Source organism: Cupriavidus sp. SHE, assembly GCF_000812445.1.
Taxonomy (GTDB): domain Bacteria; phylum Pseudomonadota; class Gammaproteobacteria; order Burkholderiales; family Burkholderiaceae; genus Cupriavidus; species Cupriavidus metallidurans.
The window spans coordinates 66,279-78,664 of the sequence record NZ_JWMB01000052.1; the positions used below are offsets into that span (position 1 = coordinate 66,279).

At 64.9% G+C, this 12,386-nt stretch carries 12 protein-coding genes; 4 read left to right on the forward strand and 8 right to left on the reverse strand.

The annotated features are described in order from the left end of the window. Nucleotides 1-20 precede the first annotated feature (20 nt). Nucleotides 21-2,672 carry an excinuclease ABC subunit UvrA gene (locus RN01_RS25565; RefSeq protein ID WP_020924950.1) on the forward strand — a complete coding sequence of 884 codons (2,652 nt, stop codon included), beginning with the start codon at nucleotides 21-23 and terminating at the stop codon, nucleotides 2,670-2,672. An 80-nt stretch (nucleotides 2,673-2,752) separates the two neighbouring features. Here RN01_RS25565 and mobH read toward each other — a convergent pair whose 3' ends face one another. Continuing rightward, on the reverse strand, nucleotides 2,753-4,597 hold the full coding sequence (mobH, locus tag RN01_RS25570) for a MobH family relaxase (RefSeq protein ID WP_009876620.1): 1,845 nt from the start codon (nucleotides 4,595-4,597) through the stop codon (nucleotides 2,753-2,755). Nucleotides 4,598-4,902: 305 nt separating this feature from the next. Between mobH and RN01_RS25575 the strand changes: the two genes are divergently transcribed. From RN01_RS25575 to RN01_RS25585, 3 genes are read left to right on the forward strand one after another with little or no spacing between them, the layout of a single operon-like run. Then, entirely contained in the window at nucleotides 4,903-5,220 is a 318-nt protein-coding gene (locus tag RN01_RS25575) for a type II toxin-antitoxin system PrlF family antitoxin (RefSeq protein ID WP_009876619.1), read from the forward strand. Continuing rightward, complete coding sequence (locus RN01_RS25580) at nucleotides 5,220-5,678, forward strand: type II toxin-antitoxin system YhaV family toxin (RefSeq protein WP_009876618.1); 459 nt, start codon at nucleotides 5,220-5,222, stop codon at nucleotides 5,676-5,678. Before RN01_RS25575 ends, RN01_RS25580 begins: the two co-directional genes overlap by 1 nt. Nucleotides 5,679-5,705: 27 nt before the next feature. Further along, on the forward strand, nucleotides 5,706-6,083 hold the full coding sequence (locus RN01_RS25585) for a DUF3742 family protein (protein ID WP_011871459.1): 378 nt from the start codon (nucleotides 5,706-5,708) through the stop codon (nucleotides 6,081-6,083). Between the two features lie 13 nt (nucleotides 6,084-6,096). Here the strand turns inward: RN01_RS25585 and RN01_RS25590 are convergent, their stop codons facing one another. The 7 genes from RN01_RS25590 to RN01_RS25620 all read right to left on the reverse strand — a co-directional run bounded on the left by RN01_RS25590 (nucleotide 6,097) and on the right by RN01_RS25620 (nucleotide 12,385). Beyond that, nucleotides 6,097-7,614: a conjugal transfer protein TraG N-terminal domain-containing protein gene (locus RN01_RS25590; RefSeq protein WP_009876616.1), complete on the reverse strand. Its 1,518-nt coding sequence runs from the start codon at nucleotides 7,612-7,614 to the stop codon at nucleotides 6,097-6,099. 15 nt (nucleotides 7,615-7,629) lie between these two features. Then, nucleotides 7,630-7,989, reverse strand: a complete 360-nt coding sequence (locus tag RN01_RS25595) for a hypothetical protein (RefSeq protein WP_009876615.1) — start codon at nucleotides 7,987-7,989, stop codon at nucleotides 7,630-7,632. Next, nucleotides 7,986-9,323, reverse strand: coding sequence for an integrating conjugative element protein (locus RN01_RS25600; protein WP_009876614.1), 1,338 nt, complete (start codon nucleotides 9,321-9,323; stop codon nucleotides 7,986-7,988). The genes RN01_RS25595 and RN01_RS25600 overlap by 4 nt, the downstream gene beginning before the upstream one ends. A 69-nt stretch (nucleotides 9,324-9,392) precedes the next feature. Beyond that, on the reverse strand, nucleotides 9,393-10,340 hold the full coding sequence (locus RN01_RS25605) for a TIGR03756 family integrating conjugative element protein (RefSeq protein ID WP_009876613.1): 948 nt from the start codon (nucleotides 10,338-10,340) through the stop codon (nucleotides 9,393-9,395). Beyond that, nucleotides 10,337-10,783, reverse strand: a complete 447-nt coding sequence (locus RN01_RS25610; protein WP_011871456.1) for a TIGR03757 family integrating conjugative element protein — start codon at nucleotides 10,781-10,783, stop codon at nucleotides 10,337-10,339. The genes RN01_RS25605 and RN01_RS25610 overlap by 4 nt, the downstream gene beginning before the upstream one ends. 158 nt (nucleotides 10,784-10,941) lie before the next feature. Beyond that, nucleotides 10,942-11,436: a JAB domain-containing protein gene (locus RN01_RS25615; protein ID WP_009876611.1), complete on the reverse strand. Its 495-nt coding sequence runs from the start codon at nucleotides 11,434-11,436 to the stop codon at nucleotides 10,942-10,944. 184 nt (nucleotides 11,437-11,620) lie between these two features. Beyond that, nucleotides 11,621-12,385 carry a DsbA family protein gene (locus RN01_RS25620; protein WP_011871455.1) on the reverse strand — a complete coding sequence of 255 codons (765 nt, stop codon included), beginning with the start codon at nucleotides 12,383-12,385 and terminating at the stop codon, nucleotides 11,621-11,623. Between the last annotated feature and the right edge of the window lies 1 nt (nucleotide 12,386).

Here is a 12,386-nt window from a genome sequence, read left to right on the forward strand (position 1 = left end):
ACGAACTACAGGATAAAAACTTGCCAAACAATTCTTTCGGTGAATCCTCTTGTACCGCTGCGGCCAGCGGCATGGTGGAAGTGCGCGGTGCGCGCGAGAACAACCTCAAGGAGGTGGACGTCTCCATCCCGCGTAACGCGCTGGTGGTGTTCTCGGGTGTCTCCGGCTCCGGCAAGTCCTCGCTGGCCTTCGGCACCATCTATGCCGAGGCCCAGCGACGCTACTTCGAGTCGGTGGCCCCCTATGCGCGGCGACTGATCGAGCAGGCCGGCGTGCCGGACGTCGATGCGATCGACGGCCTGCCGCCGGCGGTGGCGCTGCAGCAGCAGCGGGGCTCCAGCAACGCGCGTTCCTCCGTGGGCAGTGTGACCACCTTGTCCAGCCTGGTGCGGATGATGTATTCGCGCGCCGGCGCCTATCCGGCCAACCAGCCGATGCTGTACGCCGAGGATTTTTCGCCCAACACGCCGCAGGGAGCGTGCCCGACCTGCTACGGCCTGGGCCATGTGTACGAGGTGACCGAGGCCATCATGGTGCCCGATCCCTCCCTGAGCATCCGCGAGCGGGCGATCGCCTCCTGGCCCCCCGCCTGGCAAGGCCAGAACCTGCGCGACATCCTGGTCAGCATGGGCTACGACGTTGACCGACCGTGGAAGGACCTGCCGAAGAAGGATCGCGACTGGATTCTGTTCACCGAGGAAACACCGACGGTGCCGGTGTACGCCGGCTTCACGCCCGCCGAAACCCGCGCCGCGCTCAAGCGCAAGATGGAGCCGAGCTACATGGGCACCTTCACCGGCGCCAGGCGCTACGTGCTGCACACCTTTGCCAACACCCAGAGCGCGTTGATGAGAAAGCGCGTGTCCCGGTTCATGGAGGGCAAACCGTGCCCCACCTGCCACGGCAAGCGGCTCAAGCCCGAGGCGCTGTCGGTCACCTTCGCCGGCGTGGACATCGGCGCGTTCATGCAGATGCCGCTGGACCAGTTGGCGGCCTTGCTCGAACCCATCGCCCAGGGCGATTTCCGCGCCCATGCAGCGGGGGCGGCTACGGACAAGGAAGCGACCCGACGCGACCGTGCCGAACGCGCGGCCTCCGGCCGCGCCGTCCATGCGGTATCGCCCGACGTGCGCCGCACCTCGGCGCTATCGGAAGAAAAGCGCCTCGCCGCGCAGCGCCTGGCCGGTGGCGTGATGGCACGCCTGCGCCAACTGCGTGGGCTGGGCCTGGGCTACCTGACGCTGGACCGGGCCACGCCGACGCTTTCGGCCGGCGAGTTGCAGCGCCTGCGGCTGGCCACGCAATTGAGTTCCCTGCTGTTCGGTGTCGTGTACGTGCTCGACGAGCCCTCCGCGGGCCTGCACCCCTCCGATAGCCAGGCCCTGTACGACGCGCTCGACCGGCTGCGCGACGCCGGCAACTCGGTGTTCGTGGTGGAGCACGACTTGGACCTGATGCGCCGCGCGCAATGGCTGGTGGATGTCGGGCCGGATGCTGGGGAGCGTGGCGGCCGCGTGCTCTACAGCGGCGAGCCGGATGGCCTGCGCAAGATTGCCGAATCGCGTACTGCACGCTACCTGTTCGATGAGATCCCCGCGCCGGGAAGCCGGGCACGCGAAGCGACCGGCTGGCTGGAGCTGCAGGACATTCACCGCCACAACCTGCATGGCGTGAATGCGCGCATTCCGCTGGGCGTGCTGACGGCCGTCACCGGCATCTCCGGCTCGGGCAAGTCCAGCCTCGTCGCGCAGGCCCTGCCGGAGCTGGTGCTGCTGCACCTGGGCCACGAGCCGGAAGACGATGTAGCCGAAAGCGCCACCAGCGAAGGGCCGGCAGTGATCGAAGCGACCGGCGGCCATCTGGCGGGCGACGTGGACGCCGTACAGCGTCTGGTGCAGGTGGACCAGAAACCGATCGGGCGCACGCCGCGGTCGAACCTGGCCACCTACACGGGCCTGTTCGACCATGTGCGCAAGCTGTTCGCTGCCACGCCCGATGCTCGACGCCGCCGCTATGATGCCGGACGGTTCTCGTTCAACGTCGCCAAGGGGCGCTGCGAGACTTGCGAGGGCGAGGGTTTCGTTAGCGTGGAACTGCTGTTCATGCCCAGCGTGTACGCGCCGTGCCCGACCTGCCATGGCGCGCGCTACAACGAGGCCACGCTGAAGGTGCAGTGGAACGGGCGCAACATCGCCGAGGTGCTGCAGATGACCGTGGACGAGGCCAGCGAATTCTTCGCGGGTGAAGACGCGGTGGCAAGGCCCCTGCAACTGCTGCGCGACATCGGACTGGGCTATCTGCGCCTGGGACAACCAGCCACTGAGCTTTCCGGTGGCGAGGCGCAGCGCATCAAGCTGGCGACCGAGCTTCAGCGCAGCCAGCGCGGCCGAAGCCTGTACGTGCTCGACGAGCCGACTACCGGGCTGCATGCGTCGGACGCCGACCGGCTGCTGGTGCAGTTGCAGCGCCTGGTCGATGCCGGCAATACCGTAGTGATGATCGAACACGATATGCGCGCGGTGGCCCAGGCCGATTGGGTGATCGACGTGGGGCCTGGTGCAGGCGCTGCCGGCGGCAGCATCGTGGTGGCGGGCTCCCCTCAGCAGGTGGCCCGAACGTCTGGCAGCAGAACCGCTCCGTTCCTTGCACAGGAGTTGGCGCGGGCCGAGTAGCTCAGTTCGCCAAATGTTGCCAATTTTCGCGGGGCATTGATCGTCGCCACACGACGGTGGCGATCAATGCCCGAATCGCGTCATCCTTCCTGAGTCAGAGCAAGATAGGGATTGTTGGGCGGTATTTCGGCGAGTGCCAAGGACCCATCTTCGAGGAGGTAGCCATGCAGTCGGCGGGACTTCCTCGGGCCCGTGACTTCACAGGTCCAAATGTTCAGGCCATTGGGCTGCTTTCGATGTAGCTGCAGCTTCTCGAAGCGCTTCTGCACCCACTGCCAATCCTGTTGATTCTCCTGCTTGGCGAGTGCGGCCACTTCGGGATGCTCCTGCGCATAGCGTTGGAACACACCCGGGCTGACCAGGTAGGCCGTCTCATTCACCGTATGCACGAGTGCCTTCGCGTCGTTGATGATGAGCCGTCGTGAGGCGATTCCCTGCTTCAGCCAAACCATGAACTGTTCCCCGGATGGCTTCGTTGCCGATGACCCAGGCGTAGGCGCGGGTGCAGGTGCAGGCGATGGAATGGACGTCGCGGCTGTTGCTGGCGCGGGGGTGTGGAGGAACTCCTCGGCATCCTGGCCAACGCCGGCCGACTCACCCAAGCCCACCATCGCGAGCAAATCCTCCATGACGTCGGGCACGGGCTGGGCTGCGGGCGGTGAAACGATGGTGGTGCTGTCGCCCTCCCAAATCGGAGGCTCTTGACCTCCCTGCGCTGGGTTCACCGAGACGGTAGGCGCGGGAGCCGACATGCAGGCGTCGTTTTCCGCGGGCGTCGCGTCGATCTCTACCGTGCCCGCGAAAGGTGCTGGTCGCTCGCCAGACTCCCAGATCAGCGCGGGAGCGAGACGCAACAGGGTGAACGAATGGGACCAGCCGGTCGTGCTGGTCACGGTCGCGCGCCAGACCGCTTTGCCGTCCGAGGTGGGCTGGAGCATGCCGTGGTCTTGCAGCACGTTGAACACGGCGGTGTTGTTCGCAGGAATGCCATCGATCCCCTGAGACAGGAGGTGTGCGCGCAGTTTGTCCGAAACCGTCTTGCTCACCAGCCACAAACCATCCTCGGTGAGCCAGCCATCGGAGGCTTCCGGCTGGTTCAGCTTCAACTCTTCCTTGAGCAGATAACGCAGCCCGTCGAGCAGCTTGCGTTGCAGTGCGTGCTTGGGTGCTGCCATGACGCGGGCCGGATCACCACCCAGCTCCTGAGCCACAGAAGCGCGATCAGCCTGCACGACAAGCTCGCCCAGGACCCCGGCATGCTCGTACTGTCCGGCCAAGACGTAGAGCAGCGGGGCCCATAGCGCCGGGTAGCCACTGAGCCAGTCCAAGACGTGCCGATCGAGCAGTTGGCGGTAGAGCAGACCTGTTGCAGCACTATGCAAGCGGTATTCACGATCCTCACGATAGCGGAAGCGGTACGGCTGGAGCAGCGGCCCGTGCCAGGGATGCCAGGTGTTGCCGTCGGCGAGTTCGACGTGCAGATCGACAGCGATCTTGCCGATGTCGTGCAGTAGTGCCGCGTAGGCGACGGCGGCGGTCCAGGCCTCGGACTGCGCCGCCTGGTCCTCGGGGCTGGCACCGATGGGCAGCAGATGGGACTGGCGCAGCTTCAGGCTGTAGGCGACGATTTCCAGGCCGTGGTCGAGCATGCCGCCCGGGTAAGCGTGATGGTGGCTTTCGGAAGCGGGAAATTGCTGGACCAGCTCGGCATATCGTTCCAGCGGCGTGCGGTACAGGGTGACGAACTGCTTGCGCGAGAGGGAGGTGCGCTGCCAGATGTATTCCAGCAGCTTCTGCCGGCGCGGCGTGGCCAGCAGCGATGCGGCCGACTCGGGCCGCAGCAGCCCTTTCGGGAGATCGAGGGCGGGCGCTGGCGACGGAGCGGCAGCGACCGGAGGTCGTTTCCGCTGGAACAGAAAGAGCATGCGGGTGTCCTGGTGGTGGGCCGAGCGGGGGGCCTTTTCGCCTTTTCGAGGTAGGGCCTTTCCCCTTGCACCCCATTCCCTTGCCCTTTCGGCCCTTTAGCCTTTAACCATTTGGGTATAGGGCGTGGGGCATTGACCGTCCACGGCCAATGCGAGGTTCGGCGGGCCGGATTGATGCGTGAAGGCTTGGTGTTCCCGCCCTACGATGGGCCGATTCTTGGACTCGGGAGGACGCCATGAGACCCCATATTGACATGGTAAGGAATATTCCTTACCATCAGGGCATCGCTATTAGGAGAACGGCCATGCCTGCCATTCATGAAGTTGCCACGCTGACCTCCAAAGGCCAGATCACGCTGCCCAAGCCCATCCGGCAGGCGCTCGGTGTCGATGCCGGCGGCAAGGTTGCGTTCGACCTGCGTGACGGAGAAGTCGTCGTGACCCGTGCCGACGCCGAGCACGAGGACCCCGCCATCGGTGCGTTCCTGAGTCTGCTGGCCCGCGACATCGAGGCGGGCCGGAACGTCCATGGTCTGCCCGAGGATCTAACTCGCGCCATGCTGGAGCAAGCGGGTCACGGCGTGAAGCTGGACGAGGAAATCGACGGCGAAGTGGAACTCTGATGCAACGGCATGGCTGGGCATTGCTGTTCCACGACTGTGTGATCGAGCAGTTGCAGAAGCTGCACGCAGCCGCACGGCGCGCGCAGGAGAACGACCCGGAGGGCTTCGAGTCCAACGCCAACGTCAAGCTCTTCCGGGCCTTGAACCAGTTGATATTAGATGTGGTGCCCGGTGATCCGGCACGCGACGAGTACCGCCAGGGCAACACCCTGGGGCTGGCCCACCGGCACTGGCGAAGGGCCAAGATCGGAAGGCGGTTCCGGTTGTTCTTCCGGTACGACTCGAAGGCCAAGGTCATCGTGTACGCCTGGGTCAATGATGAGCAGACCTTGCGGTCTTCGGGGAGCAAGTCAGATCCCTATGCCGTGTTCGAGAAAATGCTCGGACGTGGAAATCCACCAGACGATTGGAACGTATTGGTGCAGGCAAGCAAGCAGGATTGGAGCAAACTGGAATAGGCATTCCTCATGTAGCAGGAGACGACCATGAACACGACAACCCGCATCAGCACCGCAGAACGCCTCGGCCGCAGCGTTGGCCGTGGATGGCGCGCCTATGCGCGCGGCGAGCGAAGGTTGTCGTGTTGGCTCGCCTCCAAGGGGATGCCGCTTGCCGGGGCCACCGTGCTCGTATGGGTAGTGAAGCTGGTCGCGCTGGGATTGCTGTTCTACGCCGCGTTCTGGCTGGCGTTGGTGCTTCTGGTTGGGGTTGCCGCAGCATGGACGGCCAGCAATTCGACGGTCAATGATGATCGCTGGACGCAACCGGACGAACTGCGAAACGGCGAGGCAGGCTTTGGCCTGTATTCGTCCAGCGGTCAGCGGATCGACCCGCACGACCCGAACGATCCGTTCAACGACTGAAATGGGCGACCGATCAAAGCACCTTGCCGGTAACCTTGTTTACGCCTGATCCCGCGCTGTCGCGTGCTTCCTTGGAACCGACAGCCAGGTTCTGAGCGATTACCCCGGCTTTTACTCCGACCCACCCAAGCGCTGCCACCCAGAAAGTCGGCAGGACCAAGAACATCGTGCCGGTGACGAACATCAAAAGCATGTCGCCGAAGGCATTGTTCAGCCCCACCAGCGGGTCGAAGTTGGTATGCGGCCGGTTCCAGCCAAAGCCCCACCCGTAGAGCGCATCGAGGATGGTGCTGTCGATCCAGCGTGCGAGCTGAAACCAGAAGTCCGTGAAGAACAGCGCGAACTGGACGGTGCTGACGGTGACGACCATCTTCAGGTCATAGGTGCCCACGACCAGCACTAGCGGAATGCAGATCACGAGCGCCATCTTGAGCAGCGCGAGCACCATGGGCAGTGCTTGGCGCACTACGTCCATTGCCGGGAAGGCGGCGAGAGCCCCAACCGCCAAGCCAACATCGCTGGTGGCACGGTTGACGACATTGGGCAATGTCTTGTCGATCTGACCGCCGTAGTCCGTATAGACGCTGCCTTGGTTCAATTTCTGCTGCCGCGGTGACGCGATGGCGCGGATCACGGAGTCGTCCACCTCGGCCCGGCTCAGGAATCCAGCCCAGCCCGCCAGGCGATTCAGCAGGCTTGGGTCCACTTGCCCCAGCAGCCGCGCGCGCAGTCCGTTACTGCCGTCGGACCACCACTGCCTGCAGGTCGGGTAGCCGCCACCATTGGCAACCTGCGCAAGCCCAGCGTCGCGGGTGTCGTCATAGGGCCATGCCTCGCGCGCCGTGCTAGAGCGGTAGCTGTCGTAGTAACCGCCCGTGTCCGTGAAAAACCTCGAACCGATCCAGGTCACATCGTTCATCTGCGTTTCGTCCAGCTCCGGCCGCGCCATGAACAATTTGGCGCGAGCCGGTCCATAGCAATCGTGCGTGAAATCCGCCACTTCTTGGGCCAGCACCGGGTCGTCGATGCGTGTGGCATCGATCTCCATCCGCATCTGCCGCAGATCCGTGCCGCACGGGATCGCAGCCACCGAGGCGCTCGTGACGGCGCGCGAAAGCGCGTGCATGAAAGCCCACCAGACCGGAACCTTCGCCGACTGGTTGTTGATGGTGCTGAAGGACTGCGACCAGCCAGTTTGCGCGGGCTGCGGCACGCTGACCTGGCACTGCGCCGAGCGCGAGCTGTCGTACTGGATAGTGCTGAGGTCGACGTCGATGAACGGAATGCCGGCGAACATCACGACCACGATGGCCACAAATACTCGGTTCTCGATGCGCGCCGCCGAGAGCACGCCCTTGTTGCCTTCGTCGGCGCCCTCCGCTCTGGCCTTGAGCCATTCCTGGATGACGATCGCCACAAAGGGCAGCGCAAACACCCCGCTGGACACCAGCACGGCCCAGATGCCGTTGTTGACGATCCAGGACACGAGGGTGAGGTAGTACTCCAGGTAGTCGGTCGTGAAAAGCGTCATTGCCTCGATCTCCCCTCAAGCGGCCTGCATCAACAGGCTGGCTTCGAGCGCCACAATGGCAAGGACGCCGGCGACCTCTGCGCGGATCAGCCGACGTCGCGCCTGCGTGCTGTCTTCGCGGGCCAGCAGCCGACGGCGCATCCAGACCCATCCATAGGCCGTACCGCCGTACAGGCACAGTCGCCAGATGAAGAAATACCCTGCGGACGCCGCCAGCCACCGCTCCCAGGCCGCGACACTGCCGACCAGGTAGATGCCCGCGACGTTGGCCCCTACGGCGGCGGCCACGACCAGCACAAGCCATAGCAGGGTTTTCGCCGCGTGCCGGCTGAACAGCCAGCGTAGTGGACGCCAAGTCATGCGAGCCTCGCTCATGGCCGACCTCCCGGATTGCCCTTCTGGAGTTGGTCGAGACGGTCGGGCACCGGATCGCCCTCGTAGATGCCGCGCGAACCCGAAGCGCGCGTGCTATGGCGCTGAATGATGGCCATCGGCGAGTTGTTGGCCAGCTCGCGGCGCAGTTCCAGTTCCGTTTTGAGGTTCTGGATCTCGCGGTCGAGCGTATCGCTCTCCTTGTTCACGGCCTCCACCGCAAGCTCGTTGGCCGCGACGTTGGGCTCTTTCTTGCCCGTGAGCAGCGTGCGCTGTAGCAACAGCGCCTTCTCCAGCACGGAGGACAGCGCGACCTCGGACGCCAGGCGCTGCGACAGCAGGTGCTGGTCCGGCTCGTCACGCAGCGCCTCGATCACGCCGCGGGTGATGGGCAGCGATGCACTGCCAGCCTCGCGCAGGTTCTCGGGCGTCGTGTTCTTCGCCTTGGACACCAGATCCTGGAGCGCCTGCAGCTTGGCGTCGTATTCTTCTTGGATCAACGGCGTCAGCCCTACGCCGGGCGTCGTCTCGGTCTTGGTGCAGGCATCGCAAGTGCGCTGTTCCTTCTCGCCGAGTACGCGCGTGGCCCACTCGACGGCGGCCTGCGGCGAGGTCCAGGTCTGGCACGAGAGACTGCTGCAACTGGTCGGTGCGATGGACGATGTATCGGTCACGCCGCGGCCGTTGACCAGGTTGTAGCCGGCGCGGGTGACATCGCCGACGACCTTGATCGCGGGCTGGCCGGAGCCTCCCGCGTTGCTGCCCCCGACCCACGGCACACCGTCATTGCCGCGGCGCGTCTCGGCCTGCTCGACGGCCGAGACCGCATCCGTGCTCGACACCGCATCGCGCAGCGCCAAGCCTTCTGCCATCTGGCTCCAGCCGAGCTGCCCGCCCGCCGTCTCGGCCATCCTCTCCGCCATGGCACGGCACGTCAGCTTGGAGCGGTCGAAATCGAGCCGTGCCTGCAACACGCCATTGGTGAGCAGGTTGTAGAGGCCGGGATCGGCCCGCTGAATGATCAGTGCCGGCAACGACGCCACCGCGCTGGTGGCGCTTTGGATCACCGATGACATGATTTGCTGGAAGCCGTTGGTGACGCCGTTGAGCTGATTCTTCAACGTGGTCTGGATGCTCATGTCACCGCAGATCAAGTTGCTGTTCCAGCCCACGCCGACCCCGAGAGAGCGCATGCCAGCCGCACGTCCCATCGACACGGCGTTTCCGCCGCCGATCGAGTACATGACGTCATCGCCGATGACACTGCCGCCGGTCTGGTAGCCCAGTTGGCTCCAGGCCACACCGCTCGTCAGCGCGAGCGCACCGGCCACCGCCATGACGATCCTCGTGCGACGTACCCGGCGGGAGAACGGATTGAATGCAGGACGGAACTTCATGGCACCACCTCAGAGGAAATCGACGCTGCCGAGAAACACCTGGCCCCGGCGTTCGCAGCACGCATAGGGCCGCCACAGCGCCCAGGCGTAATCGCCTTGCCGGGCCTGTGTCAGGGCGCCGCTGCGCGGGAAGACCGAGCAGGACGAGGACAGGACTGGCGTGAGTTCCTGCCACTTGCCCGTCGAGGCATCGCTCTCCATGAGCGCGCCAGCCGGCCAGTAGCCATCGCGGGAGTTGGCGAGCAGCGGCTGATAAACGTGGATCTGTCCCCGGCGCGTGACGACATCGCCTGCGCGCTGGGCCACCACTGCACTGGCCTTGTGGTCGTCGGTCTGGTGCAGGAAACCCCCGCGGGGATACACGTTGCCCCAGAGGTTCATCGTGGTGCGTGCACCGACCTCACGCATGCCGGGAATTAGCGCCTCCGGGTAGGCCATCTCGGGCACGTTGTAGCGCCAGGCCAGCGTGTCCAGGGTGCCGAGCAAGTACGGCATGAACGCCGTGCCCGCACCCTCGCAGAAGTAGCCCGAGGACGACACGAACTGGTTGAACACCTCGACGCCCGGGTGCCCGATGACGTCCGCGTTCTTGAACTTGGCGAGGTTGTTTTCGTGGTCCTCGTTCGTCGTTCCGTCCCCGCCGGTTTGGGCGGATGGGTTGGGCGTGCTCATCGGCCGGACTTCGATCCAGGGGTTTTCGCCGGTGTTGCTGTAGCTGGAGACGATCGCATCGGGGATGTAGTGGCGGACCTTGATGGACGTGCGTACCGTACAGCCCGTCCAGGTGCAGTAGAGCCAGTAGCAGATCCCGACGACGCGGTATTCGAGGCAGTCTGGCGATGCCACCGAGCCGACGATGGTTGCGGTGTTGAGCGCGTAGCTGCCCGTGGCGCTGAGCAGCAGAACGGACGCCACGCCAGCACGCAGGCGGCGCATCAGGTCGAATGGGCGGGTCACGGCTGGGCCCTCCAGTGCTGCTCGATGCGAGCGACTGCGCGGGCCACATCCGGTTCGCCATAGACGACGTAGCGTTGATCCACCACGACGGCCGGGATGCTGGTGATGCCCAGGCTCCACGCGTCGGTGACGCCCTGGTAGGCGGAAGCGATGCGGCGTTGGAGATCGGTGCCGCCGCTGTTCAGTCGGCGCTTGACGATGGCGGTCGCCTGCTCGGGTTCGGCGGGCAGTTCCGCAGAAAGCTCCGCTTCGATCCGGTGCGCTTCGTCCAGCTCGATCAGCCGCTCGCCGCCCATGGTCTTGACCGGATGGCGGCTGTCGGTGATGACCAGCACATCGGCAGCGAATGTGGCCGGACTAAAGACACCCAAGGACACCGGCAGTGCAACGGCCAGGCCAAGGGCTCGCCAGCTTGGCGCGAACCTGGGAAAAGATGCTGGCATGACACGTGCCCCGGAAGTTGATCAGGGCCATAGTCAAACGCCGAATCCGGTGCAGCCCCCACAAACAATGCGCATCGCGGACACCCCGCATACCTGCTTGCTTCGGGGCAAGGAAGAAACGGAGGCCGAAGCCCCCGTTGTGATCAATGAACGATGCGCTACAGCAAGCTGTGCTCCGCGAAGGAGTACGGAATCCCCTGGCCAACGATGATGTGATCCAGTACCCGAACATCGATCAGCGCCAGCGCTGCCTGCAGTTGCTGGGTCAGCGCACGATCGGCGCTCGACGGCTCAGTGACACCCGAGGGGTGCTGGTGCGCGAAGACCACTGCGGCGGCTTTCAGCTCCAATACACGCTGCACGACGACACGGGGATAGACCGCAGTCGAATTGATCGTGCCCCTGAACATCGGCTCGTAGGCCAACACTTGGTGCATGCTGTCCAGGAAAACGATTGCGAATACCTCGTTGGGCTCAGCGACCAGTTTTAGACGCAGGTAGTCCCGCACGGCGGCCGGTCGGCTGAGGCACGGTCCGACTTTGAAGATCCGTCTCTCCAGCAGCGCGATAGCCTGCTGGATGATCCAGTCCTCACGCTGGGCTGCGACAGCGGAAAGCGACTCCACGCAGGAGTCATTGACGACGAGAGACATGGCGAACCTCCGGATGATGAGATCAGAGGGCGCACGCCCTGGGAGGGCAAGCCCTCCTGGGGATGAGAACAACGGAACAAGGTGCATCCACCACCACGCAGAGGTGATTGTTCGCGGCCAGGATGCGGAGCGAACGGGGAGCGGTCAGCGCAGAAGACTGCGCCGTAGCCTCAAGGACCGCGGGCTACCTGGGCATGTCGCCGACAACGTCGGCAGGCATTTCGGTGGCGGGTGTGGCGGGTGGTTCATCAGCGGACAGCATGTCCATGGCCGACAGCAAGGCATCGCCTTCGATCGGTCCCTGCAGCAGGATGGACTGACCCGTCTGGCGATCGAGCAGGCGCAGCGACGGCGTGGCCGTCACGCCGCTTTTCGTGGCTTCCGCGGCCTGGGCGCGGATGGCCGCGTCGACCCGCTCGCTTGCCATGCACTGCTCGACGGCCGGCGTCGATTCGGGGTAGCGCAGGCCATCGGGCAGTCCCAGGCCGTCGCTGCGCGTGTGGGCATAGACCCACTCGACGGCTCGCCAGAAGGCAGCATGCCCGCCGGCTTCGGCGACGCACTCGACCAGACGCGCCTCGGCCAACGCGGCCGGCTCGTGCGCAGCCAGCGGCTGGTGATGCCATTGCAGGGTCACGTCGGCGTTGCTGCCGACCCAGCGCTTGAGCTGCGGGAAGTACTCCCGGCAGAACGGACATTCCAGATCGGCATAGAGCGTCAGTGTGAAACGGCCCTCGGGGTTGCCCATTTTCCAGGGCGGCCCGGCCATCTGCGCCGTGCTAGCCGGCGTGGGCGACTGCGATGAGGATTCGCCGGGCGACCGGGACACGAGCCAGATCAGCAGCAGCGCGACCAGCGCAGCAGTCAAGGCCCAAGGCCAGCGGGGCCGCCTGTGGCGACGGCGGAACGCCTGGACTTGTATCGGAATGGAAGGACGCTTCTGCTCCATG